Source organism: Streptomyces sp. NPDC037288, assembly GCF_055603265.1.
The window spans coordinates 253,922-278,755 of the sequence record NZ_JBVJVY010000008.1 but is presented as its reverse complement, the minus strand read 5'-3'; the positions used below and the strand labels follow the sequence as shown (position 1 = coordinate 278,755).

21 protein-coding genes are annotated in these 24,834 nt (G+C 73.6%); 8 read left to right on the top strand and 13 right to left on the bottom strand.

The features are described 5' to 3' along the window. Positions 1–113: 113 nt before the first annotated feature. Together ACZ7GZ_RS13210 and ACZ7GZ_RS13205 are read right to left on the bottom strand one after the other, a co-directional pair. Positions 114–584 carry a DUF3017 domain-containing protein gene (locus ACZ7GZ_RS13210; protein WP_471023644.1) on the bottom strand — a complete coding sequence of 157 codons (471 nt, stop codon included), beginning with the start codon at positions 582–584 and terminating at the stop codon, positions 114–116. Continuing rightward, positions 574–1,428, bottom strand: a complete 855-nt coding sequence (locus ACZ7GZ_RS13205; RefSeq protein ID WP_450797406.1) for a bifunctional methylenetetrahydrofolate dehydrogenase/methenyltetrahydrofolate cyclohydrolase — start codon at positions 1,426–1,428, stop codon at positions 574–576. Before ACZ7GZ_RS13205 ends, ACZ7GZ_RS13210 begins: the two co-directional genes overlap by 11 nt. A 263-nt stretch (positions 1,429–1,691) precedes the next feature. Between ACZ7GZ_RS13205 and ACZ7GZ_RS13200 the strand changes: the two genes are divergently transcribed. The 4 genes from ACZ7GZ_RS13200 (at position 1,692) to ACZ7GZ_RS13185 (ending at position 5,256) form a co-directional block, all read left to right on the top strand. Then, positions 1,692–2,228, top strand: coding sequence for a hypothetical protein (locus ACZ7GZ_RS13200; RefSeq protein ID WP_471023643.1), 537 nt, complete (start codon positions 1,692–1,694; stop codon positions 2,226–2,228). 153 nt (positions 2,229–2,381) lie between these two features. Then, positions 2,382–3,125 carry an FHA domain-containing protein gene (locus ACZ7GZ_RS13195; protein ID WP_471023641.1) on the top strand — a complete coding sequence of 248 codons (744 nt, stop codon included), beginning with the start codon at positions 2,382–2,384 and terminating at the stop codon, positions 3,123–3,125. After that, positions 3,122–4,666 (top strand): serine/threonine protein kinase, encoded by a 1,545-nt coding sequence (locus ACZ7GZ_RS13190; protein ID WP_471023639.1) that lies wholly within the window; start codon positions 3,122–3,124, stop codon positions 4,664–4,666. The genes ACZ7GZ_RS13195 and ACZ7GZ_RS13190 overlap by 4 nt, the downstream gene beginning before the upstream one ends. A 119-nt stretch (positions 4,667–4,785) precedes the next feature. Next, on the top strand, positions 4,786–5,256 hold the full coding sequence (locus tag ACZ7GZ_RS13185; protein ID WP_471023658.1) for a hypothetical protein: 471 nt from the start codon (positions 4,786–4,788) through the stop codon (positions 5,254–5,256). 79 nt (positions 5,257–5,335) lie between these two features. Here the strand turns inward: ACZ7GZ_RS13185 and purH are convergent, their stop codons facing one another. Both purH and purN read right to left on the bottom strand, forming a co-directional pair. After that, the gene (gene purH, locus ACZ7GZ_RS13180) at positions 5,336–6,907 is read right to left on the bottom strand and encodes a bifunctional phosphoribosylaminoimidazolecarboxamide formyltransferase/IMP cyclohydrolase (RefSeq protein WP_471023638.1); all 1,572 of its coding nucleotides are present in this window, start codon (positions 6,905–6,907) and stop codon (positions 5,336–5,338) included. After that, on the bottom strand, positions 6,904–7,542 hold the full coding sequence (gene purN / locus ACZ7GZ_RS13175; RefSeq protein ID WP_471023637.1) for a phosphoribosylglycinamide formyltransferase: 639 nt from the start codon (positions 7,540–7,542) through the stop codon (positions 6,904–6,906). The genes purH and purN overlap by 4 nt, the downstream gene beginning before the upstream one ends. 295 nt (positions 7,543–7,837) lie before the next feature. Here purN and ACZ7GZ_RS13170 point away from each other — a divergent pair, with 295 nt between their 5' ends. Further along, positions 7,838–8,623 (top strand): hypothetical protein, encoded by a 786-nt coding sequence (locus tag ACZ7GZ_RS13170; protein ID WP_471023636.1) that lies wholly within the window; start codon positions 7,838–7,840, stop codon positions 8,621–8,623. A gap of 87 nt (positions 8,624–8,710) precedes the next feature. On the opposite strand, the gene ACZ7GZ_RS13165 is transcribed toward ACZ7GZ_RS13170, so the two are convergent. Continuing rightward, positions 8,711–10,627 carry a cell division protein PerM gene (locus ACZ7GZ_RS13165; RefSeq protein ID WP_471023656.1) on the bottom strand — a complete coding sequence of 639 codons (1,917 nt, stop codon included), beginning with the start codon at positions 10,625–10,627 and terminating at the stop codon, positions 8,711–8,713. Between the two features lie 101 nt (positions 10,628–10,728). On the opposite strand from ACZ7GZ_RS13165, the gene ACZ7GZ_RS13160 reads away from it, so the two are divergent. Further along, complete coding sequence (locus tag ACZ7GZ_RS13160) at positions 10,729–11,871, top strand: helix-turn-helix domain-containing protein (protein WP_471023634.1); 1,143 nt, start codon at positions 10,729–10,731, stop codon at positions 11,869–11,871. A gap of 99 nt (positions 11,872–11,970) precedes the next feature. Here ACZ7GZ_RS13160 and sucD read toward each other — a convergent pair whose 3' ends face one another. From sucD to ACZ7GZ_RS13125, 7 genes are all read right to left on the bottom strand, one after another. Then, positions 11,971–12,855: a succinate--CoA ligase subunit alpha gene (gene sucD, locus ACZ7GZ_RS13155; protein WP_471023632.1), complete on the bottom strand. Its 885-nt coding sequence runs from the start codon at positions 12,853–12,855 to the stop codon at positions 11,971–11,973. A gap of 27 nt (positions 12,856–12,882) precedes the next feature. Next, positions 12,883–14,061, bottom strand: coding sequence for an ADP-forming succinate--CoA ligase subunit beta (gene sucC / locus ACZ7GZ_RS13150; RefSeq protein ID WP_471023630.1), 1,179 nt, complete (start codon positions 14,059–14,061; stop codon positions 12,883–12,885). Positions 14,062–14,825: 764 nt separating this feature from the next. After that, positions 14,826–14,963, bottom strand: coding sequence for a hypothetical protein (locus ACZ7GZ_RS13145; RefSeq protein WP_471023628.1), 138 nt, complete (start codon positions 14,961–14,963; stop codon positions 14,826–14,828). A gap of 65 nt (positions 14,964–15,028) precedes the next feature. Continuing rightward, positions 15,029–15,865 (bottom strand): hypothetical protein, encoded by an 837-nt coding sequence (locus ACZ7GZ_RS13140; protein WP_471023626.1) that lies wholly within the window; start codon positions 15,863–15,865, stop codon positions 15,029–15,031. A gap of 129 nt (positions 15,866–15,994) precedes the next feature. Beyond that, positions 15,995–17,173, bottom strand: a complete 1,179-nt coding sequence (locus tag ACZ7GZ_RS13135; RefSeq protein WP_471023625.1) for a VWA domain-containing protein — start codon at positions 17,171–17,173, stop codon at positions 15,995–15,997. After that, positions 17,170–19,833, bottom strand: coding sequence for a DUF5682 family protein (locus ACZ7GZ_RS13130; protein ID WP_471023623.1), 2,664 nt, complete (start codon positions 19,831–19,833; stop codon positions 17,170–17,172). The genes ACZ7GZ_RS13135 and ACZ7GZ_RS13130 overlap by 4 nt, the downstream gene beginning before the upstream one ends. Beyond that, positions 19,812–20,951 (bottom strand): ATP-binding protein, encoded by a 1,140-nt coding sequence (locus ACZ7GZ_RS13125; RefSeq protein ID WP_471023621.1) that lies wholly within the window; start codon positions 20,949–20,951, stop codon positions 19,812–19,814. The genes ACZ7GZ_RS13130 and ACZ7GZ_RS13125 overlap by 22 nt, the downstream gene beginning before the upstream one ends. A 132-nt stretch (positions 20,952–21,083) precedes the next feature. On the opposite strand from ACZ7GZ_RS13125, the gene ACZ7GZ_RS13120 reads away from it, so the two are divergent. Beyond that, a complete protein-coding gene (locus ACZ7GZ_RS13120; protein ID WP_471023620.1) occupies positions 21,084–22,436 on the top strand; it encodes an SWIM zinc finger family protein in 1,353 nt (450 codons plus the stop codon). Between the two features lie 124 nt (positions 22,437–22,560). Next, complete coding sequence (locus ACZ7GZ_RS13115; protein WP_471023618.1) at positions 22,561–24,240, top strand: DUF5691 domain-containing protein; 1,680 nt, start codon at positions 22,561–22,563, stop codon at positions 24,238–24,240. On the opposite strand, the gene ACZ7GZ_RS13110 is transcribed toward ACZ7GZ_RS13115, so the two are convergent. Continuing rightward, complete coding sequence (locus ACZ7GZ_RS13110; RefSeq protein ID WP_471023617.1) at positions 24,216–24,638, bottom strand: cobalamin B12-binding domain-containing protein; 423 nt, start codon at positions 24,636–24,638, stop codon at positions 24,216–24,218. The two genes, ACZ7GZ_RS13115 and ACZ7GZ_RS13110, sit on opposite strands and share 25 nt — an antisense overlap. Between the last annotated feature and the right edge of the window lie 196 nt (positions 24,639–24,834).

Genomic DNA, 24,834 nt, shown 5'->3' with positions numbered 1-24,834 from the left:
AAAAGGAAGAGACGGAAGCAACAACAAGGACAGGGGAGAAAGCCCACCTCCCCCCTCCCCCCCCCCCCCCCCCCCCCCCCCCCCCCCCCCCCCCCCCGCCCCTGCGAACGCCCCTACTGGCTGATGGTGAAGTGCAGGGTGTCCTTCAGGAACGGAACCTGCAGCCACGGGTCGGGCTGGGCCATCATCGCCAGCAGGACGATGGCGAGGCCGAGGACGCCGTACGTGGCGATGTCCGTGAAGCGGGAGCGTACGGCGAGCATGCCGACGCTGGGCAGTATCCAGCGCATGACCGCCCCCGCCAGCAGGGCGGCGCCGATCAGCAGGGTGCCGAACCGGAACACGTCGAGCGCGGTCACCAGCAGACCGAGCGCGACCCCGCCGAGCACCACGAGCAGGGGCCACTGCCGCGCCGGGGCCGGGGCGTCCCCGGGCGCGGCCCGGCCGCCGCCCTCGGGCCGCGCGGTGTCCCGGGTGATCCGCGGGAAGCGGCGCGTGGTCCGCCGCGGCAGCCCCTGCGCGTCCGGGGCGCTGATCGCGTCGCGCACGGTCGGCTCGCCGCCGTGCGCCTGCTCAGCCGGCACTGCGCTCCGCCGCCTCGACCACGTTCACCAGCAGCTGCGCCCGCGTCATCGGGCCCACACCACCGGGGTTCGGAGAGATCCAGCCCGCCACCTCGACGACGTCCGGGTGGACGTCGCCGACGATCTTGCCCTCGGCGTTGCGGGAGACACCGACGTCCAGGACGGCGGCGCCCGGCTTGACGTCCTCGGCGCGGATCAGGTGCGGGGCACCGGCGGCCGCGACGATGATGTCGGCGCGCTTCAGGTGGGCGGACAGATCGCGGGTGCCGGTGTGGCACTGGGTCACGGTGGCGTTCTCGCTGCGCCGGGTGAGCAGCAGCGGCATCGGCCGGCCGATGGTGACACCGCGGCCGACGACCACGACCTCGGCGCCCTTGATCTCCACGCCGTGGGCCCGCAGCAGGGAGAGGATGCCGTTCGGGGTGCAGGGCAGCGGAGCCGGCTCGTTCAGCACCAGCCTGCCGAGGTTCATGGGGTGCAGCCCGTCGGCGTCCTTGGCCGGGTCCATCAGCTCCAGGATGCGGTTCTCGTCGATGCCCTTGGGCAGCGGCAGCTGGACGATGTAGCCGGTGCAGGCCGGGTCCTCGTTCAGCTCCCGTACGACCGCCTCGATCTCCTCCTGGGTCGCCGTGGCCGGCAGCTCGCGCTGGATGGAGGCGATGCCGACCTGCGCGCAGTCGCGGTGCTTGCCGGCGACGTACTTCTGGCTGCCGGGGTCGTCCCCGACGAGGATCGTGCCGAGGCCGGGCGTGACGCCCCTCTCCTTCAGCGCCGCCACGCGGGCGGTCAGATCGGACTTGATCGCGGCTGCGGTGGCCTTGCCATCGAGAATCTGGGCGGTCATGCACCCATCCTCGCGGATGACCCGGCCCCGGTTCCAATCCGGGTGGCGGGGCGCCGTACCGCCTTGTCGGCAGGTGATCGACGATGTTGCACTTGCACAACACCTGCGGTCTCCGGCTGGACAAGGCACTATCCGGTCAAGAACGATAAGCAGCACAGTGCAGCGGGCAGCTCATCGGGGGGACGGACCGCATCTGTAGAACCCTCCTCCGTGCAGTGCCGCGCCTCGTCCCCAGCACTCGATCCAACGGAGGAAACACCGCCATGAGCTTCGGCGACCCGAACAATCCCTACGGCCCCCCGCAGGGCCAGCAGCCCGGTTACGGCTACCCGCAGGCGCCGCCGGTCCAGCAGCAGTACGGCGCCGGCGTCCCGATGACCGCCATGCCGGGCAACGTCAGCGCGGCCCGGGTGATGCTCTGGGTGATCGTCGGCCTGCAGGCCCTCGGTGTGATCGGATTCGCCGTCAGTGCGGTCCGCGTGAACAACATGAAGAACAACAGCGCCCTGCAGGACGACAGCAGCTTCCAGCGGCTCGCCGACTACTCGACCGGCATGCTGTGGGGAATCGTGGTGTTCGCACTCGCGTGGGGTGTGTTCGCGACCGTGCTGGCCACGAAGTTCAACACCGGCGGAAACGGCGTCCGCGTCACGACCCTGGTGTTCGGCATCATCACCGCGGTCCTCGGGCTGTACCCGTTCGTCATCGTCGGCCTGGTCCACCTGGTGCTGGCCATCCTGATCGCCTGCTTCGTGGGCGGCGCCAACGGCAAGGCCTGGTTCAACCGCGCCCGGTACTGAACCCGCCCGCGCCACGGAACAGTTCGCGCCATTTCAACGCCGAGGGCCGTGTCTCACCCGTCCAGGGGGAGGCACGGCCCTGGTGTCTCCCCCTAGTCTGACTCGGGTAGCCGTACCCGGCCGGGGTGGCCGCAAGGCACGGGGAGCCGCAGCTTGTACAGCATCATCGTCGTACCTCCGCCGACCCCGGAGGACCGGCAGGACCGCACCCAGATCCGGCTCGCCCCCGGTGAGCGCCTCAGCTTCGGACGGGCGCCCGGCAACGACCTGAGGATCCCGCACGACGGCGTCTCCCGCCGGGCCGGCGAACTCGGCGCCCATGGCGCGTTCTGGATACTGAGCAACCTGTCCGCGCGGCACACGTACGTCGTGGAGAACCCGGAGGGCGCCGGCGAGCACATCAAGGTCGGCCCGGGCAGGCTCGACGCGCCCGTCCCGTTCGAGTTCTCGCGGATCGTGCTGCCCGCCGCCGGGGAGCTGCTGACGATCGAGGTGTGGGCGCCGCGCCACGACTATCTGCGCGACGGCGCCGGTCCGGACGGCGACACCACCGCCCCGGCGTTCTCCGTCGACCGCACCAAGCGCTACTTCGCCGTCCTGGCCGCCCTGTGCGAACCGCGGCTGCGCGGCGACCCGCACGCCCCGCTGCCCACCGTCGACCAGGTCGTCGACCGGCTGCGCCCCGCCTGGCCGGCCGCCTCGCGCACCTCGGTGCAGTGGAACATCGACTACCTGGCGGTCAAGCTGCGGCTCAAGCCCGGCCCCGAGACCGCGGACACCGGTCCCCGCCTCAACGGCAAGAAGGAGTCCCTGGTGTCCCTGGCGCTCCGCTTCGACCTGGTACGGGAGGACGACCTGGTCGTCCTGTCCGGGTCCGTGAGCCGGGCGGCCCGGTGACCGAGCCGTACGCCGTCCCGGTGCCCACGGGCTACCGGGTCGGCGTCTGGGAGGTGCGCGAACCGATCGCGACGGGTGCCTTCGGCAGCGTGTACGCGGGCCGGCGCACCGGGGACGACACGCCTGAACTGCCGCGGACCGCCGCCCTGAAGTTCCTGCCGACCGGCACCGGTACCCCGCGCCAGCTGGCCCACCTGCGTGAACTCATCGAACGCGAGGTCGGCCTGCACCGTCGGCTCAGACGGCCGCGGCTGATCCGGATGTACGAGACCCTCGTCGTGGACGACGCGGCCCGCCCCGCCCTCGACGGCGCCACCGTCCTCGTACTGGAGCGCGCCGAGGGCTCCCTGTCCGCCCTGCTCGCAGCCTCGCCCCGCCCGGACGCCGGGCCCGCCCTGCTCGCCCAGATCTGCGAGGGGCTGGCCCAGCTGCACCGGGCCGGCTGGGTGCACGGGGATCTGAAACCGGCCAATGTGCTGTTGATGGCGGACGGTTCGGCACGGCTCGCCGACTTCAACATGGCCGCCGAACTGGAGGGCACCCACGCCTACACCCCGGCCTTCTCCACCCCCGACTACACCCCGCCCGAGCTGCTGTGGGCGGAGATCGGCGAACGGGGCCGGCGCATCCGCCCGTCCGCCGACGTCTGGGCCTTCGGCGTGCTCGCCCACCTCGTCCTCACCGACTCCTTCCCGCTGTCCGGCGCCACCCCGACGGCCCGCCGCGACGCGGCCGCCGCCTACGCGCGCGGTACCGACGAACTGCGCCTGTCACCCGAACTCCCGGACACATGGCGGGACATCATCCGGGACTGCCTGGCCCGTACCCACGGCGCACGCATCACCACCGAGGCGCTGCTGCGCCGCGTGGAGGCGGCGGCCGGCACGGGCCGTTCGCCGCGCCTGCCCCGCCTGTCCCCGCGCCGCAGGCGCCGGCAGACGGCGGTCGTCTCGGCCGCGGCCGCCACCGCCGCGGTCGCGGCCCTCGGCTACGGCATCAGCACCTGGGTCACGGACGGCCGGGGCAACGCCGCCCGCGACGCCGCATCGGCCTCCTACGGCGCCTCGGAACTGCGCACCGACCGGGGTGTTCCGGTCGCCTACCGCCGGCTCGTCGTGGACTCCGCCCACGCCTGCTCCGAGCCCGACGTCACACCCGCGCTCATCGCGGCGATGCTGAAGGCCGAGAGCAACTTCGACCCGGACCTCTCCGACCCCGGCCAGCAGGAGTACGGCATCGCCCGCTGGACCCCGGGCGTCCTGCGCTGGTGGATGCGCGACGACGGTGTCCCCGCGTCGGCCACGCCCACCCCGCCGCTGTCCCCGTCCGTGTCCATCCCGGCCATGGGCCGCTACCTGTGCTTCATCGACTCCCATCTGAAGGACGGCCTGCCCGGCGACAAGCGGGTGCTCGCCGCGGCCGGCTACCGGACGTCGTACAAGAAGGTGAACGACACGGGCGGAGTTCCCCCGAAGTACCGCGACTACTGCGCCCGTGTCGCCCACTACCTCAAGGAGTACACGCCCGCGGGAAAGAAGTGACCCTGAGACTTCCGAGGTACCGGCCGGCCGGCGCCACGGGCACGGTGGAACCACTCCGCAACGGCGGCACGGACGCCGCGGCGGAGGGACCGACACCGTTCGTTCACATGGGGGATCTCGTGAACATCGCCAAGCCCGCCGCACTGCTGGTCGCGGCCACCGCCCTGCTCGCCGGCTCCACGGTGGCGGCCACCGCCGCCGCACCGGACGGAACCCGGGTCACCGGCATCCAGGCCGCGGCCGACCAGGTGCTCGCGGGGCACCCGAAGCCCCTGACGGCCGGCGCCGACAAGGTCCGGTACGACGGCCTGACCCTCACCAAGGCCCCGCGGGGGAAGGCCGCCGCCAAGGACCTGGACTGCGCCTACGGCCACCTGTGCATGATCGTCAAGGGCACCAAGTTCGACTTCTACAAGTGCCAGACCTGGGCCGTCCACAACTGGACCGGAGACGGCCCGTTCACCAACAACCAGACGCCGGGCACGGTCGCCAGGTTCTACAACCAGGACGGCAGCGTCCGCTGGACCTCGACGGCCTACGAGGCCGGCACCGCCACCTGGGACCCGATCTGGTCCCTGCGCCCCTGCTGACCTGAACAGGCCGACGGCCTCCGGCTCCCTCGGGGGAGGGCCGGAGGCCGTCATGCGTTCCAGGTGCTTTTCCGGGCGATCAGTGGAAGAAGTGGCGCGTGCCCGTGAAGTACATCGTCACGCCCGCCTTCTTGGCGGCCTCGACGACCTGCTCGTCGCGGATCGAGCCGCCCGGCTGGACGATCGCCCGCACGCCCGCCTCGATGAGGATCTCCGGACCGTCCGGGAAGGGGAAGAAGGCGTCGGAGGCCGCGTAGGAACCCCGGGCCCGCTCCTCACCGGCCCGCTCGACGGCCAGCTTGCAGGAGTCGACGCGGTTGACCTGGCCCATGCCGACGCCGACCGAGGCGCCGTCCTTGGCGAGGAGGATGGCGTTGGACTTGACGGCGCGGCAGGCCTTCCAGGCGAAGGCGAGTTCGGCCAGCTCGGCCTCGGACAGCGGCTCGCCGGTCGCCAGGGTCCAGTTGGCGGGGTCGTCGCCGTCGGCCTGGAGGCGGTCGGTGACCTGGAGCAGGGCGCCACCGTCGATGGGCTTGACCTCCGCGGGGTGGGACGGCGCGGCCGGGGCCTTCAGCACCCGGATGTTCTTCTTCTTGGCGAGGGCCTCCAGCGCGCCGTCCTCGTAGTCCGGCGCGACGATGACCTCGGTGAAGATCCCGGCGACCTGCTCCGCCATCTCCTTGGACACCGGCCGGTTGACGGCGATCACACCGCCGTACGCCGAGACCGGGTCGCAGGCGTGCGCCTTGCGGTGCGCCTCCGCGACGTCCGAACCGACCGCGATACCACAGGGGTTGGCGTGCTTGATGATCGCGACGCAGGGCTCGTCGTGGTCGTACGCGGCACGGCGGGCGGCGTCCGTGTCCGTGTAGTTGTTGTACGACATCTCCTTGCCGTGCAGCTGCTCGGCCTCGGCGAGACCGGTGCCGCTGCCGTCGACGTAGAGGGCGGCGGGCTGGTGCGGGTTCTCGCCGTAGCGCAGGGTGCTCCTGCGCTCCAGGGTGGCACCGAGGAAGTCGGGGAAGAAGGAGTCGTCGACGGGCGCGTAGGCACTCGCGAACCAGCCCGCGACCGCGATGTCGTACTCGGCCGTGTGCCGGAAGGCCTCGGCGGCCAGCCGCTTGCGGGCGGCGAGGTCGAAGCCGCCGTCCTTGACGGCCGCGAGGACGTCGGCGTACCGCTGGGGGCTGGTGACGACGGAGACCGACGGGTGGTTCTTGGCGGCGGCACGGACCATGGACGGCCCGCCGATGTCGATCTGCTCCACGCACTCGTCGTCGCTCGCGCCCGAGGCGACGGTCTCGCGGAAGGGGTAGAGGTTGACGACGACGAGGTCGAACGGCTCCACACCCAGCTCGGCGAGCTGCTCACGGTGGCTGTCCAGCCGCAGGTCGGCGAGGATGCCCGCGTGCACCTTCGGGTGCAGGGTCTTGACCCGGCCGTCCAGGCACTCGGGGAAACCGGTCAGCTCCTCGACCTTGGTGACGGGGACGCCGGCGGCGGCGATACGGCCGGCCGTGGACCCGGTGGAGACCAGCTCCACACCGGCCTCGTGCAGGCCGCGCGCGAGGTCTTCCAGGCCGGTCTTGTCGTAGACGCTGACGAGCGCCCGGCGGATGGGCCGCTTCGTGCTCTCGGCGGTGGCGGTCACTGGATAACTACCTTTCGTCCCTCAATGCGATAGCCGTTGCGGGCGATCCGCCCCACGACTTCGACGAGCAGCCTTCGCTCGACTTCCTTGATGCGCTCGTGCAGCGCGCTCTCGTCGTCCTCGTCCCGGACCTCGACCACGCCCTGGGCGATGATCGGGCCGGTGTCGACGCCGTCGTCGACGAAGTGGACGGTGCAGCCGGTGACCTTGGCGCCGTACGCGAGCGCGTCGCGGACGCCGTGGGCCCCCGGAAAACTGGGCAGCAGGGCCGGGTGGGTGTTGACGAACCGCCCACCGAAGCGCGCGAGGAACTCCTTCCCCACGATCTTCATGAACCCGGCGGAGACCACGAGGTCGGGCTCGTACGCGGCCACCGCCTCGGCGAGGGCGGCGTCCCACTCCTCGCGGCTCGCGTAGTCCTTGACCTTCCGCACGAAGGTCGGCAGCCCGGCCCGCTCGGCGCGGGCGAGCCCCTCGACGCCGGCTCGGTCGGCCCCCACGGCGACGATCCGCGCGCCGTACCGCTGGGCTCCGGTGCGCTCGATCTCGTCCAGGAGCGCCTGCAGATTGGTGCCTGATCCGGAGACCAGCACGACGAGGCGCTTGACCGCGGGGCCAGCGGGGGTGGCGGCCACGATGGGGCCCTTTCTCGGGGTGGGCGAGGTGTCCGGTCAGCGGTCGCACGTGTGGTTGTACGTTCGTACGAATGCTTCGCACCCCGCGATACGGGGAAGTCTACGAAGCGGCCGACCGTCAGCAACGATACCGGCACTCGGGAAGGCCCCCACGGGACGGGGGAGGGGCCGGAAGGTAGCGTTCGCAAGGAATCACGGAGGGGAAGCCCCGGGAACGCGGTCGTCGTGCGGTGCGTTGTCGGGGTGGAAGCTCATGTGGGACAGCCGTACTCACCCAGGGGAAGACGCTCTTTTGATGCCCGATCGCAGCCTGCGACTCCTCACGTTCCCTCCGCGCCCGGCCCAGGGAGGCGAGCGTGGCGCCGTCCTGCTGCGGGAGCGGCCGGTCTCGCCTCCCGAGGCGCCGCAGGACGGTCGGGGCGGTCAGGACGGCCGCGACGGTGACGGGCGGAACGGCGGGCAGCAGGACGACAACCCGTTCGCCCCGCCACCCGAGGGCACCCCGGACCGGCCCTGGCAGCCCCGCCGTCCCGAGGGCCACGGCTCCGGTGCCGGGGGCGGCTCCCCGTGGGGCGGCCAGTGGAGCGACCGCCAGCCCGGACGCTCCCCCGGCGGTTTCGGCGAGCGGCCCGGCGGCCCCCAGGGGCCCGGCGGACCGGCCGGCTCCGGCATGCGCTGGGACCCGACCGACCCCGCCCAGCGCCGCGCGCGCTACGCCCTGCTGTCCGGTATGTGGGCCGTCTTCTTCGCCCTGTTCAGCTGGCCGTACGTGGCCCTGCTGCTGGGCGCCCTGGCCCTCTACTGGGGCATCAGCGCGCTGCGCGCGAAGCCGCGCAGACCGGACCCGGACTCCCCGGCACCGCCGCCCGTCCCCGGCCGCCCGCAGACGACAGCGGCCGTCGGTGGCCTGGTCACGGCCTCCCTGGCCCTGGTCCTGGTCGCCTCGACCTTCACGGTCCAGCTGGTCTACCGCGACTACTACACCTGCGTCGGCGACGCCCTCACCCACGAGGCCAAACAGTCCTGCGACAGCCTGCTGCCGAAGGAGCTGCGGGGAGTTCTGGGAGTGGGCAACGACTGACGCCGGGGGCTGCGGACGGGCGGCCCGGGCGGGGCTCGGTGATCGGGTGCGGGCGCAGGCCGTGGTGAGCGGTCGGGCGCCGTGGGGTCAGGGGGCTACCGGCGGGGGTTCAGTGGTGTCCGTGTCCGGCTCGGCGGAGTCCGGGACGCGTTCGGCGGAGGCCGGGCCCGGGAGCGGCTGGGGCGAGGTCGTGTTCGTCGTGGCCGGGGATTCCGGGGCGAGCGGCCAGGCGGGCGCGGTCGGCAGGGAACTCGGCTGTGCGGGAGGGGCGTCCGACGTGCCGCGCGGGGCTGCGGGCTCTCCCGCGGCGGTCCAGCGCGAGGCACCCGTGAGGTCGTCGGGCCAGTGGGGGGCGAACGGGTCGTCGGCCGGGAGGATCTCGTACGCGTCCTCCTCTGCGGCACCCGCCGTGCCGGGCCCGGTCTGCGGCCGGGCCAGGATCTTGCCCGTGCCCGGTTCCTTCCCCCCGGCCACGTCCTCGCCTCCGGCTTTCGCGGCCTCCTCCAGGCTGTGGCCCTCGCCCTCGCCCTGACCCTCGCCCTCGCCCTCGGCGGTGTCCGCGGCCCGCGTCGGCTCCTTCGCCTCCCCCTGCCCGTTTCCGGTCTCGTCGGCGCCCGCCCCGGAGCCCGTCGTGGACACCGTGCCGTCCGGCCCCGCGGGCGCACCCTGCGCCGGGACCTCCCCGCCCCGGGCGCGCCCGCGCCACACCCGCCATCCCCGCACGACCAGCGCCACCGGCATCCCGAACACCGCCGTCCAGGCCCCCACCGCTCCCCCGGTCTGCCACCACACCGGCCCGAAGCGGGCCAGCGCGGCCACGCCCAGCGGACCGCCCGCCAGCTCGGCGAGCAGGGCGAAGGCCGCCGCGCACACCGTCGCGGTCAGCAGCATCACGCCCGCGGTACGGGCGGCCGACCACCGAGCCGCGGCCGCTTCGCCCGGCTCCGGCCGCTCCATGGCCCCGCGCGCCACGAACCACCCCGCCGTCACCCCGGCCGCCACCGGCACCAGCCCCGCCAGCCAGTTCGGCAGCGTCCCGGCCCCCGCGTCCGGCACCGCCGCCAGCAGCGGGAAGGGCGGCAGCAGTGGCGCCGGATCGGAGGCGAACGGATTCACCCCGTGTCCGGTACCGAGGAGGAAACCGGGGCCGAGGGCGTAGGACGCGGCCCACACCGCCGCGTTGGGAATCAGCGCGACACCGAGCACCAGCACCGCGAACCGTCCCGTCCAGCCCTCGGTCAGCTGGAGGAAGGACGCCTGCGCCGCCCCGCCGTGCCACACCAGCGACACCCCGAGCACCAGCGCCCCTCCGCCGAAGAGCACCGCCATAGCGGCACCGGTGGCCCGTACGGCCGTACCCACCCGGGCGCGCTCGTCCGTGCCGAACACCACCCGCCGCACCGGCCCCGGCAACACCGTCAGGAATTTCAGCACCGGCTCGGGGGGACGGCCGTACGCCGACCACACCCCGGCCGCCGCCGAGCCCGCCGCGACCAGCGGCAGGCACACCGTCACCCAGGGCCACACCGGCTGCAGTTCGCCGCCCGAGCAGTACAGCGCGATCGCGCCGCCGACACCCAGATAGCCGAGGACGACCCCGGTCCACACCGTGCGCGCCGGCACGGGCGGCGGGCCGTCGGCGTCTTCGGGCGCGTCCACCGCGTCCCGGGCCGCCCGGTACACCCGCCACACGGGCAGCGCCAGCAGCAGCAACGGGGTCACGCCCACCGGCATGGGCGCACCCGAGAGCGTCTCGGTGCGGACCAGTTCGACGCCGTGCGCCAGCAGCCACAGCGCCGCGGCGACGTGCAGCGCACCGCCCGGACCGCTGTCGGGATACGGCGAGCTGACCCACAGCACCATCAGCAGTGCGGCGAACGAAGCGAATCCGAGGCCGGCCGCGACCGCGCCGGCCAGGAGGCTCGCGGCCAGTCCGGGCTCACGGTCCCGCATCCGGGTCAGCAGGGGCGACAGCGACGGTCGGCGGGCGGTCAGCAGAGTCACCACGCCATGCTCCCAATGCCACCCGCTTTCCCCATGCAACAGGCGAACTTCCGATGTGTCGCCCAATATATGTTTATGTTCTTTTTCGCACGGAAGGGCGCATGGTGACGACGACTCAGAACACCGACGGCCCGCTGCCGCCGCCGACGGAACGCCGACGGCTGCGCGTGTCACGGTCGCTGACGAAGGCTCAGGTCGCCGCGCGGGTCGGCGTCAGCCGCTCGACGATCCACGCGTGGGAGTCCGGCCGCCGCGTTCCGCACGGACGCGAGGGCGAGGCCTACGCCAGGCTGCTGCGGGCGCTCGCCGCACCGGCGGGGACTGAGGGAACGGGAACGGCAACGGCCGCGGCGGTCCCGGAGAAGCCGCCCGTGACCGCCGCGGCCCCTGCCCCTGCCCCTGCACCTGCCGCTCCCCCTGCCCCACGCACCACACCGGCCACCTGCGATCCCCTGACACCCGCTCAGGCCTTCGACGCGCTGTACGCGTTCTGCGCCCCCGCCCTCGTACGCCAGACGTATCTGCTCACCGGGCGCCGGGAACTGGCCCGCGAATCCGTGGAGCGGGCCTTCCAGCTGGCCTGGCAGCGCTGGCCCGAGCTGGCCCTGGACCGGGATCCGGGCGGCTGGGTGCGGGCGGTGGCGTACGACTGCGCGCTCTCGCCCTGGCACCGCTTCCGGCCCCGCTACCGGCGCCCGGAGCCGCCGCCCGCCGATCCGGCCGACCGTGCGCTGCTGAACGCCCTGCTGACGCTCCCGCCGTCGTACCGGCGCACGCTCGTCCTCTACGACGGGGTGGGCCTCGACCTTCCGGAGACGGCGGCGGAGACGGAGGCCAGCACGCCGGCGGCCGCGAACCGGCTGACCCACGCGCGGGAGGCGGTGGCCGCGCGGCTGCCGGAACTGACCGACCCCGCGGAGCTGCACCGCCGGCTGCTCGAACTGGCCTCGGCGGAGCGGCTGGGCGCGGGCAGGCCGACGGTGATCCGCACCGGCTGCGAGCGGCAGAACGTGTTCTGGACGCGGGCGGCGATCGCGTTCACCGTGACGATCGTCGGCGCCACGACACTCACGCTGCGGACGGCTCCGACCCACTACGAGGCCCCGATCGCTCCGGCGCAGGCGGTCCAGGGAGTGCCGGCGGTGGGGGTCATGGGACCCCTGTCACGGGAGGAACAGGCACTACGCGCAAAGCTGCGGGCTGCCGCGAGGGGGCCGGAGCGACTGGCACCGGAACCCGGGTGAGACGGGCACGGGGACCAGGGTGAACGGTGTGGCGAGCGCAAACGCCGGCAGGCCCGCCCCGGCGAACGGGACGGGCCTGCCGCGCTCGGCCGACCTGCCTCAGCCGGCCAGGATCTCCCGGGCCAGCTTCGCCGTCTCGGTCGGCGTCTTGCCGACCTTGACGCCGGCGGCCTCCAGGGCCTCCTTCTTGGCCTGTGCGGTGCCGGAGGAGCCGGAGACGATGGCGCCGGCGTGACCCATGGTCTTGCCCTCGGGCGCCGTGAAGCCCGCGACGTAGCCGACGACCGGCTTGGTCACGTTCTCCTGGATGAACGCGGCGGCACGCTCCTCCGCGTCACCACCGATCTCACCGATCATCACGATGAGCTCGGTCTCCGGGTCGTCCTGGAACGCGGCCAGGGCGTCGATGTGGGTGGAGCCGATGATCGGGTCGCCACCGATGCCGACGGCCGTCGAGAAGCCGATGTCCCGCAGCTCGTACATCATCTGGTACGTCAGCGTGCCGGACTTCGACACCAGGCCGATGCGGCCCGGCTTGGTGATGTCGCCCGGGATGATGCCGACGTTCGACTGGCCCGGGGTGATGATGCCGGGGCAGTTCGGGCCGATGATGCGGGTCTTGTTGCCCTTCTTGCCGGCGTACGCCCAGAAGGACGCCGAGTCGTGCACGGCGATGCCCTCGGTGATCACGACGGCCAGCGGGATCTCGGCGTCGATGGCCTCGACGACCGCGTCCTTGGTGAACTTCTCCGGCACGAAGATGACGGAGACGTTGGCGCCGGTCTTCTCGATGGCCTCCTTGACGGTGCCGAAGACCGGTACCTCGGTGCCGTCGAAGTCCACGGTGGTGCCCGCCTTGCGCGGGTTCACGCCGCCCACGACGTTGGTGCCGTCACCGAGCATGAGCTTGGTGTGCTTCATGCCCGTGGCGCCGGTCATGCCCTGGACGATGACCTTGCTGTCCTTGTTGAGCCAGATAGCCATGGTGTGTCGGTGTCCTCGTCCTCGTGCTTACTTGGCGGCGGCCAGCTCGGCGGCCTTGTCGGCCGCGCCGTCCATGGTGTCGACGCGCTGCACCAGCGGGTGGTCGGCGTCCGTGAGGATCTTCCGGCCCAGCTCGGCGTTGTTGCCGTCGAGGCGGACGACGAGCGGCTTCTCGACCTTCTCGCCGCGGTCCTCCAGGAGCTTCAGGGCCTGCACGATGCCGTTGGCGACCTCGTCGCAGGCGGTGATGCCACCGAAGACGTTCACGAAGACGGACTTGACGTCCGGGTCACCCAGGATGATCTCCAGGCCGTTCGCCATGACCTGGGCGGAGGCGCCACCGCCGATGTCCAGGAAGTTGGCGGGCTTGACGCCACCGTGGTTCTCGCCGGCGTACGCGACGACGTCCAGGGTGCTCATGACGAGACCGGCGCCGTTGCCGATGATGCCGACCTCGCCGTCGAGCTTGACGTAGTTGAGGTTCTTCTCCTTGGCGGCGGCCTCGAGCGGGTTGGCCGCGGCCTTGTCGTGGAGTTCCTCGAAGTCGGGGTGACGGAACTCGGCGTTGTCGTCGAGCGACACCTTGCCGTCGAGGGCGATGACGTCACCGGAGGCGACCTTGGCCAGCGGGTTCACCTCGACCAGGAGGGCGTCCTCCTTGATGAAGGTGTCCCACAGCTTGACCAGGACGTTCGCGACCTTGCCCGCGACCTCGGCCGGGAACTTGGCGGCGGCGACGATCTCGCGGGCCTTGGCCTCGTCCACACCGTCGATCGGGTCGATCGGCGTCTTGGCGACGGCCTCCGGACGAGTGGCCGCCACCTCCTCGATCTCCATGCCGCCCTCGACGGAGGCGATGGAGAGGAAGGTGCGGTTGGCACGGTCGAGGAGGAAGGAGACGTAGTACTCCTCGAGGATCTCCGGAGCGGTCTCGGCGATCATGACCTTGTGGACCGTGTGGCCCTTGATGTCCATGCCGAGGATGTCCGTCGCACGGGCGACGGCCTCGTCCGCGGAGGCGGCCAGCTTCACGCCACCGGCCTTGCCGCGACCACCGACCTTCACCTGCGCCTTGACGACGGACTTGCCGCCCAGACGCTCGGTGATCTCGCGCGCCGCCTCAGGCGTGTCGATGACTTCACCGGCCAGCACCGGTACATCGTGCTTGGCGAAGAGGTCCCTCGCCTGGTACTCGAACAGGTCCACGCGCTTCCGTCCCTATCAGTGATCTCGCGGTTCGTTGGATGCGTGGGCGTGCCGCGAAGGGCAACGTGACGTCCGCTTGTCACAAGGGAGGCGCACACGGTGTCCGAGCGCGCGGCATGTCCGTCTCGCAGGTTATCGCCGCTTGAGGGGGCGCCCTAAATCGAGGGTCACACACGAGCGGTGATACCTGTCACATGATGCCGCGTTTCGTGACACGCCGTGCCGACGGATGGGGGCTTGGGAGTGATGTGCGAGGCCTCACCGGGCTGGGGTCGGCCCGGTGAGGCCTCTGGGACGGCCCCGGTGGTTCCGGGGCCGGGGGGGGGGGGGGGGGCGCCCCCCCCCCCCCCCCCCCCCCTCCCCCCCCTCCCCCCCCCCCCCCCCCCCCCCCCCCCCCCCCCCCCGTGCCGCGGGGCCCCGGCCGGACGAGCCGACGGCATTCGGCCGTCCGGGCACGGGCACCCCGCGGAGCGGTGGGGGGCGCTCAGCCTGGTACCGAAGGTTCTGGTGGTACGTCGGGACGGCCGTTCGGGTGACCTCCGCGGCCCCGCCTACGGCATACCCGGCGAGCGGACCCCCACTGTCCCGGCCCGTGCCGTCGAGCCCAAGGGCAAAGGCCCCGGCCCGCCCGGCGAGCGGCACGCCGGCACCGGCGACTCCGTCCGCGACGACTCCGGCCGCACCCACGCCACCGCGCACCAGCCCGGCCACACTCCCGCCGACACCGTGCACCAGCCCGGCCGCACTCCCGCAGAAGCCGTCGATCACCGCCGCACGGCCGTGCCGGCCCCGGTGACCGGCGGCGGCACGGCCCCCGTGACGGTGACGGTGTCGGCCGCTCGGCGCACGGCCCCGGTGACGGTGTCGGCCGCCCGGCGCACGGCCCCGGTCGTCTGGTGCACGGCCCCGGTCACGGTGTCCGCGGTCTGCGCGACCGCGCTGTCGGCGGCGTCCGGGGTCTGTGGGACTAGCCGGGGAAGACGGGGATGTCCCGCTGCCGTTCCCGGGTGCGGGGCGCGTCGACGCACGCCGCGGCGCCCTGCGCGAGCCGCGGTGGCGCCCGGTGGTCGAGGGTGACGGCATGCGGGTCACCGTGACGGGACCCGGTGCCGTCGGCTGCCTGCTTGCCGAACACACCGTCCGGGTCTCCGCTCGGCGAGGGGCTGCCGGGGGCTCGCACGGCGGCGGTGCCGCGAGGCGCGGAGATGTACGCCGCCTGCGGGGACGCACGGGTGGGCTCCGGGCCGTACGAGACGACCGGCGCAGGTGCGCCGCCGGCGGCACGGGCCCGGGCGCGGGCGCGCCGCCGCACGTGCTCCGCCGAACCGGACGCCGCCGCACCGCCATGCCCCTGTACGCGGGACGCCTGTACGCGGGACGCCGCGGACTTCGCCTCCGGCGTCAGCTGTACGGGGGCGTTGGGGACTCGCGTGAGGTCATCCGGCGCCTGGGTGAGGTCCGGCAGGGGCAGGGAGGGTGTCGAGGGCACGGAGGGCGTGGAAGACCGGGTCTTCTCGACGGCTTGGGCGCCGGCCGTGGCCTCAGGGGACCGGGAAACGGTGGTCACCAGGTCGGTGACGGTCCGTACCGCGCCTGCCGGGTCCTCGCTCCCGGTCACCCCGGACGGCACCGAAGTCACCCTCGCCGGCACCGGGGTTCCATCGGCCGCGTGCGCCTGTTCGCCGCAGAGGAAACCCAGCGTGAACAGTCCGCCCACCAGTAGCACCAGTTGGAGCGCACGCCGCCCGCCCGCCGTACGCAGCACGCGTACGGCGGTGGCAAGGAGGGCTGCTGGGAAGGTCAAGGAGCTGAACATCCTCGCTCGGCACGACACGGGCTGCGCCGATCCTTGCACGGCACGACCGAGTCAGCGCAACCCCGGAGTTACCGATGGGTAGTCATGTCCCTTTTCCCTCTCTCTTGCCGCCCGGTGTCACGCGGTGTCCGGTATCGGCAGCGGCCGTTTTCCGAGCGCCGCGGCCATGACCTCGGGGAACAGGTCGGGCGTGCAGGCGAAGGCCGGTGCGCCGAGCGCGGCGAGCGCCGCCGCATGCTCCCGGTCGTACGCGGGCGCGCCCTCGTCCGACAGCGCGAGCAGCGCCACGAACTGCACCCCGGACGCCTTCATCGCCGCCACCCGCTTGAGCATCTCGTCGCGGATGCCGCCCTCGTAGAGGTCGCTGATGAGCACGACCACCGTCTCGGCGGGCCGGGTGATCCGTGACTGGCAGTAGGCGAGCGCCCGGTTGATGTCCGTGCCACCGCCGAGCTGGGTGCCGAACAGGACGTCGACCGGGTCGTCCAGCTGGTCGGTGAGGTCGACCACCGCCGTGTCGAAGACGACCAGCCGGGTGCTCATCGACCGCATGGAGGCGAGGACCGCGCCGAACACCGACGCGTAGACCACGGACGCGGCCATCGATCCGGACTGGTCGATGCAGAGCACGACCTCCTTCTTCACCGACCGCGCGGCCCGCCCGTATCCGACGAGCCGTTCCGGCACCACCGTGCGGTACTCGGGCAGGTAGTGCTTGAGGTTGGCCGCGATGGTGCGGTTCCAGTCGATGTCGTGGTGGCGTGGGCGGCTGATCCGCGCGCTGCGGTCGAGGGCGCCGGTGAGGGTGGCCCGGGTACGGTTCGCGAGCCGCTTCTCCAGGTTCTCGACGACCTTGCGCACGACCGCGCGTGCCGTCTCCTTCGTCGTCTCCGGCATCGCCTTGTTCAACGACAGCAGCGTGCCGACCAGGTGCACGTCGGCGTCCACCGCCTCCAGCATCTCCGGCTCCAGGAGCAGGGAGGCGAGGCCGAGCCGGTCGATGGCGTCGCGCTGCATGACCTGGACGACGGAGGACGGGAAGTACGTGCGGATGTCGCCGAGCCAGCGCGCCACGGACGGGGCCGAGGCACCGAGCCCCGCCGAACGGTCACGCCCCGCCTGCGGCTTGTCCCCCTTGCCGTACAGCGCGGCGAGCGTGCCGTCCATCGCCGCGTCCCGTCCGGACAGCGCGCACCCGGTGCCGTCGGCCTGATCGCCGCCGAGCACCAGCCGCCACCGCCGCAGCCTCTCCCGCGCCGCATCGTCGAAGTCCGCCGGCCTCGACCCGGTCGTCATACGCCCACCCCCGCGAGTCTGTCGTCATCGCTCGAGCCGCTCCCGGCCGCATCACGCCCGGTCGCCTGGTCCAGGCCGAGCAGCAGCCGCAGTACCGGCAGCACGGCGTCGGCACGCTCGGTGTCCGGCTCGGCGGCGAAGCCGGGCGTCACGGCTCCGTAGGCCGCCGCCCGGCCGGCCGACGGGTCTCCGGGTCCACGCCGGACCAGTTCGCCGAGTGTTCTGCGCACCCCCGGCTCATACGCCGCGAAGGTGCGCCGCAGCAGCGGCAGTACGTCCGTGAACGCCTCCGCCGGCACCCCGGTCAGCCAGCTGTCCACCAGCCCGAGCAGCCGCTCGTCGTGCACCAGCAGCAGCCCGCCCCCGCCGCCGACGAAGCCCTCGATCCAGGCGGCCGCGTCCGCGGGTGGCGTCCCCGGCGACAGCGCGAGCCCCATCAGCCGCGCCGCCTGCTCCGGCCGCACCTCCCCGTCGTCCAACAACAGCCGCGCGGCCCGCCCCCGCAGCACGCCGGGCACGCTGTCTCGCAACGACAAGGTCCGCAGCACGGCCCGCCACCGGGCCCGCAGACCACCGCGCCCGGCTCCGGAGACGGCACGGGTGGCCGACGGCGGTCCTTGCGCGTGAGCGAAGCCGGGGGTGGGGGAGGTACTTGGACCGGTGCCGGCACGCTGGTCTGCGCCTGCTTCAGCGCCCGCGCCGGCCCCGGCACCCTCCACCCCGCACGCACCGACGCGACCACCGGCACCCACCTGTCCACCGGCACCGGCACCAGCACCGGCACCAGCACCAGCACCAGCACCAGCACCAGCACCAGCCAGCGTCTCCGACAGCAAACCCACCGCCGAGTGCACGGCGTCCACATGGCCGCGCATCTCCTCCGCGGCGTCGTCGTCGAGGGCGGTGCACGCCGGGGGCAGGCCGACGAAGACGCGTTCGGCGAGGCCCGCGGCGACGCCGGCCAGCGCACCGGTGTCGGTGCCGCGCACGTCGCCGTAGCGCAGGGAGCGGACCAGGGCGGGCAGGGCCTGGGCGAGATGACCGACGTCCGCGTCGAGCGCCGCCCGGTCGGCGAGCACCCGCATGACCACGGGCAGGGCGTCCGGCAGGCCGGCGAGCAGGCACTGTTCGGCCAGCGCGGTGACGTCGGCCAGGGTGCGCGCGGCCGTCGCGTCCGCCTCGGCCTTGGCCTGCGCCGCCGCCAGTACGGTCGTCCCCCACACGCCCGCCTCGGCGACCCGCACCGACAGCTCCGGCTCCCAGCGCAGCCGCCAGGTCTCCCGGAAGGTGCCCGTGCTCCCCCGTGAGCGCGCGGGTTCGCCCCAGCCGACGCCGAGCAGGCGCAGCCGGTGCAGCAGCCTGCTGCGGCCGGCGTCGGTGTCGCCCCGCAGGTCCAGCTCCAGTTCGCGCTCCAGCGCCTCCGGTTTGAGCCGCAGCGAACGCTGCTGCCGGGCCAGGTCGCGCTGCAGCGGCACCGCCGGCGCCGACTCCGGGACCTCGCCGAGGACGTCCCCGACGACCAGCCGCTCGTGCACCAGCGCCAGCGGCACGTCCGAGCCGTCGCCCATCACCGCGCGCACGGCGTCGGTGGTCTCGCCCAGCCCGGGCAACGGGCGGCCGCGCAGCGCCGCCAGGGTCTCGGCGAGCCGGACGGCCTCGATGACATGGGCGGAGGACACGATCCGGTCCTCCTCGCGCAGCAGCCGGGCCACCTTGGTCAGCCACCGCTCGACCGGCCGGTCGGGGGCGTGGAACAGATGGCCGTACCAGCCCGGTGAGTCGATGCCCGCGCCGTACCCGCTGGCCCGGGCGAGTCTGCGGTGTGTCCATGGCACCCAGGTCAGGTCGGCCCTGACCTTGGGCAGCCCCTTCAGCAGGGCCCGGTCGGCGGCGACGGTGGTCTTCGCGCGCAGCGCGGGCACGTGCCAGGCCCCGCAGACCACGGCCAGCCCCTCCCCGAACTCCTTGCGCGCCGCACGCAGCCGGAGCCGCATGTGCGCTTCGCGGACCAGGTCCCGGGAGTGTCCGCCGGCCCCGTACCGCTCCCGGAGTGCGCCCATGGCCTCCTCCAGCGCGGCGAACGGGGCGAAGGGGTCCCGCTCGGCCGGGCCCCGGTGCTCGACGACGTCCTCCCACCAGCGTTCGGGGTCGTCGTACCCGGCGGCTTCGGCGAGCGCGGCGAGCGGGTCGACACGGACCTGCTCGTCGCCGTTCCGACTGCCGTCGCCCTCCGTGCCGTCTTCGGCGCTCCCGGGGCCCGCAGCCGTCTGCCTCTCCTCCCGCTTCCCCTCCCACGCGAGCGTGTGCGCGGCCGGCAGGTCGATGAAGTGGGCCGGGACGTCCTGTTCGAGGGCCCAGCGGATCGCCACCCATTCGGGGCTGAACTCGGCGAACGGCCAGAACGCCGAGCGGCCTGGCTCGTCCACGGCATGGGCGAGCAGGGCGACGGGAGGTCGCAGGTCCGGGTCGGCGGCCAGCGGGATCAGCGCGTCCGCCTCGGGCGGGCCCTCGATCAGGACGGCGGCGGGCCGGGCGGCGTCCAGGGCGGTGCGCACCGCGCGGGCGGAGCCGGGGCCGTGGTGCCGCACGCCCAGCAGGAGCGGCCCCGGGTCACAGGCCCGGGGCCGGCGGGGGTCGTTCACGCGCTCACCTCCCGGCATGCGCGGTAGAAGTCCGTCCAGCCCTCGCGCTCGCGGACGACGGTCTCCAGGTACTCCTGCCAGATGACCTTGTCGGCCGCGGGGTCGCGGACCACGGCTCCGAGGATGCCGGCGGCGACATCGCCCGGGCGCAGCACGCCGTCACCGAAGTGCGTGGACAGGGCGAGGCCGCTGGTGACCACGGAGATCGCCTCGGCCGTGGACAGCGTGCCGCTGGGCGACTTGACCTTGGTGCGGCCGTCGGCGGTGACGCCGTCGCGCAGCTCCCGGAAGACGGTCACCACCCGGCGGATCTCCTCGATGCCGTCGGGCGCGGCCGGCAGGTCGAGGGAGCGGCCGATCTGCTCGACCCGGCGGGTGACGATGTCGACCTCCGCGTCGGCGCTCTCCGGCAGCGGCAGCACCACGGTGTTGAAGCGGCGGCGCAGCGCGCTGGAGAGGTCGTTGACGCCTCTGTCCCGGTCGTTGGCGGTGGCGATGAGGTTGAAGCCGCGGACCGCCTGGACCTCCTGGCCCAGCTCCGGAACGGGCAGGGTCTTCTCGGACAGGATCGTGATCAGCGTGTCCTGCACATCGGCCGGGATGCGGGTCAGCTCCTCGACACGGGCCGTCATGCCCTCGGCCATGGCCCGCATGACGGGGCTGGGCACGAGGGCGTCACGGCTGGGGCCGTGCGCGAGCAGCTGCGCGTAGTTCCAGCCGTAGCGGATCGCCTCCTCCGGGGTTCCGGCCGTGCCCTGCACCAGCAGGGTGGAGTCGCCGCTGACCGCGGCGGCCAGGTGCTCCGAGACCCAGGTCTTGGCGGTGCCGGGCACGCCGAGCAGGAGCAGGGCGCGGTCGGTGGCGAGCGTGGTGACGGCGACCTCGACGATCCGGCGCGGGCCCACGTACTTGGGTGTGATCACGGTGCCGTCCGGCAAGGTGCCGCCGAGCAGATATGTCGCCACCGCCCACGGCGACAGCTTCCAGCGGGCCGGGCGCGGGCGGTCGTCCTGCGCGGCGAGCGCGGCGAGTTCGGCGGCGAAGGCGTGCTCGGCGTGCGGTCGCAGCGCCTCGGCGCTCTCGCCGTGGCTCGGTCCTTCGGTGGTCGGTCGCACAGACGCAGACGTGACAGACATGGCTGAGGTCCCCTCCAGCTCGGCCGGTTCGGATCTGGCACCCACCGTGCACCACGCCACTGACAATCGCTCTGACCTGTGCAAATGCCGGCGCCGGACCGATTGTCAGTGGGGGGACCTACCGTCGGAGGCATGACTGAGCAGGGGGTGCGCTGGACCGCGGAGCAGGTGCTGGCACTGGCGCCTGACGCCGCGTCACGCACAGCGGGAGGCAAGCTCGGCACGGCCGGTCCGTGGTCCGAGGCGGGGAGCGGAGAGGGGACGGTGTGGGGGCTGTGCAAGGGCAGCGGCGGCAGGCCGTATCAGACGGTGGTCGATCTCGCCGACGCGGCGGGTCCGGCGTACAAGTGCAGTTGCCCGAGTCGTAAGTTCCCGTGCAAGCACGCGCTCGGACTGCTCCTGCTGTGGACGGGCGGCGGCTCGGTGCCGGTGTCCGCCGAGCCGCCGGACTGGGCCGAGCAGTGGCTCGCGGGCAGACGCAAGCGTGCCGAGAGCAGGCAGGCCAGGGGGGAGGGGGGTTCCCAGACCGGGTCCGCCGATCCCGAGGCGGCGCGGCGGCGGGCCGAGCGCCGGGCCGAGCGGGTCACCGCGGGCGCGACGGAGCTGGAGCAGCGCCTCGCGGATCTGCTGCGCGGCGGACTGGCCGCGGCCGAGCAGGCGGGGTACGGCATGTGGGACGAGACGGCGGCCCGCATGGTCGACGCGCAGGCGCCCGGACTGGCGGCGCGTGTGCGGGAGTTGGGGGCGATACCGGGGTCGGGCGCGGGCTGGCCGGCCCGGCTGCTGGAGGAGTGCGCGCTGCTGCACCTGCTCGACCAGGGCTGGCTGCGCCGCGACCGGCTGCCGGACGCCCTCGCGGCCACGGTCCGCTCCCGGCTGGGCCTGCCCGCCACGGCGGAGGGCGCGCCGGTCCGCGACCGCTGGCTGGTCCTCGCCCAGTACGACACGGTGGACCCGAAGCTGACGACCCGCCGGATATGGATGCACGGCGCCGCCTCGGGCCGTACCCGGCTGCTGCTGTCCTACGGCGCGGCCGGCCGGGCCCCTGAGCTGTCGCTGCCGGTCGGCCTGGCCCTGGACGCGGAGCTGTCGGCCTATCCGGGCGCCGGTCAGCCCCGGTCCGCCCTGGGCGAGCGGTACGCCGCGCCCGCACCGGCCGCGTTCCGTCCACCGGGCACGACCACGGCCGAGGCGGCGGCCCGTTACGGCGACGCGCTGCGGGACGACCCCTGGCTGGAGTCGGTCCCGGTGACGCTGGACCGGGTGGTACCGGTCCCGGACGGCGACCTGTGGCAGCTGGCCGACGCCGACGCGGACTCCGCCCTGCCGCTGACCCGGGCCGCTCGCTCCCGCCCCGGCCTGTGGCGGCTGGTCGCGCTGTCCGGTGGCGGCCCGGTCACGGTCTTCGGCGAGTGCGGCCACCGCGGCTTCATCCCGCTCACGGCCTGGCCGGAGGGCACGGACGAGGCGGTGCCGCTGTGCTGACCGGCTTGCTCGGAAGGCACCGGCGCTCGGGTACGGAGAGCGCAGCCACCTCGCAGGCACGCGCGGGGACCGGCACCCGCTCAGACACAGAGGGACCTCGGACCCACGCAGGGAAGGGAAGGCGATGAACGGGACCACCTCGGCCGACGACGCCACCGCGGCTGCCGCAAGCTCCTGGGAAGACCTGGTCACCACCGCTCTCCTCGGCACCGACCGGCGCACGCCGGCGCACGCCGAATCCGGCCGGCAAGCCCCCCTGGCACTGCTCGACGAGGCCGCCGTGGCGACCGTACGGCGGCGGGCCGGGCTGCGCCCCGCCCGGGCAGCCCGCCGGCCGGAACCGGCGCCCGAGGATCCGCGCCCGGCCCTGCCCGCAGCGGCGGCCCGCAGGCTCGCCACGCTCCTGGCGGACCGCTCCGGCGGTGGGGCCGGTGGCCGCCGGGGCAGCTCGCCCGACCTCATGGAGCTGCTCCCCCAGTGGCTCGCGGCGGCGAACGCACACGGGTACGCGGCACCCGCGCAGGCGCTGCCCGCCCTGCTGGACGCGGCCCGGGGCCGTACGGACCTGCGCCCGGCGGCGCTGGCGTTCGCGGGCCCGCGGGCGCTGTGGCTGGCCCGGCTGAACGCGGACTGGCGCTTCGCCCTGCGCGCGGCCCCCGGCGGCGGCACCGCGCTGCCCGACCCCGGGGACGCCGAGGAGGTGCGGCGGCTGTGGCAGGAGGGCCTGTTCGCCGAGCGGGTGGCCCTGCTGGGCGCGCTGCGCGCCGCGACGCCCGCGTTCGCGCGCGAGCTGCTGGCATCGACCTGGCCGGCGGAGCGGGCGGAGGACCGGCTGATGTTCCTCGACTCGCTGCGCACGGGCCTGTCCGCCGCGGACGAGCCCTTCCTCGAGCAGGCGTTGGCCGACCGCAGCCGCAATGTGCGGGCGACGGCGGCGGAGCTGCTGTCGGCGCTGCCCGGTTCGGCGCTCGCCGCGCGCATGGCCGTACGGGCCGTGGCGTGTGTGGCCCTCGACCGCACGGGGGACTCCCCGGCGATCGCGGTGGAGGCACCGCTCGAGTGCGACTCCGGCATGGAGCGTGACGGTGTGGTGGCCACACCTCCCGCAGGCAGAGGGGAACGCTCATGGTGGCTGGGGCAGTTGGTGGAGGCGGCACCACTGGGCGCCTGGCGGGAGCGGCTCGGCGGCCGGACGGCACAGGAGATCGTGGCGCTTGCGGTGGCGGACGGCTGGCAGGGCGAACTGCACGCGGCCTGGTGCCGGGCGGCGGTGCGGCAGCGGGACGCCGAGTGGTCGAGGGCGCTGCTCGGCTCGCCGTCGGCGCCGGAGGCCGGCGGGCCGGGCGCGGTGTCACTGGCCGAGCGTGCGAAGCTGCTGGCCACCCTGGAGCCGGCACAGCGGGCCGCGTGGGTGGCCGGATTCATTGCGACGCACGGTCTGTCGGAGGCGTTCCAGCTGCTCGGGGTGTGCGCGGTGCCCTGGGCCCCGCCGCTGGGCCGGGCGGTGGTGGACGCGCTGAACATCGCGCGGGACGCGGGCAGTTACCCGTGGAGCTTCAGCGGGGTGATGGGCCTGACGGAACGCTGCCTGGACCCGGCGGAGGCCACCCGGCTGGAGGGGCTGCTGGCGATACCCGACGAACGGGAGGACGCGGCGCCGGGAGCCGGAGGGTACTGGGCGGAGGCGTTCCAGCGGCTGGTGACCACGTTGCGGTTGCGGGCGGAGATGGGGGCGGAACTCACACCCGGCGAGCCGCCGCCCCCGGCCGCAGCGTCGGCTCAACCACCGGAGGCGGCCGGCTGAGGTACGTTCTCCCGCACCCACTCCACGATCGACGTGGTCGTCGCCCCCGGTGTGAAGATCTCCGCGACGCCCTTCTCCTTCAGCGGCGGGATGTCCTCGTCCGGGATGATGCCGCCGCCGAAGACGAGGATGTCCTCGGCGTCGCGCTCCTTGAGCAGGTCGATCACTGCGCCGAACAGCGTGTTGTGCGCGCCGGACAGGATGGACAGCCCGATCGCGTCGGCGTCCTCCTGGATGGCGGTGTCCACGATCTGTTCCGGCGTCTGGTGAAGGCCGGTGTAGATGACCTCCATACCGGCGTCGCGCAGGGCACGCGCGATGACCTTGGCCCCGCGATCGTGGCCGTCGAGCCCCGGCTTGGCGACCACCACGCGGATCGGACCGGCTGCCACACCCATCACTGCCTCCATCAAACGACCACGGAAGCGATCGCTTCCGTCCGTAACGACAAGTACCGCACTTTTGGCGCGTTCCGCCACCCGTCGCGAAGTGAACGAACGTTATCTCCAGCATCCCGCAACCGGCAGTTTTACGGCGCGCAGCGAGGGGGAAATCACATGGTGGGACATCAGGGCACACGGGGGATAGAGCCGT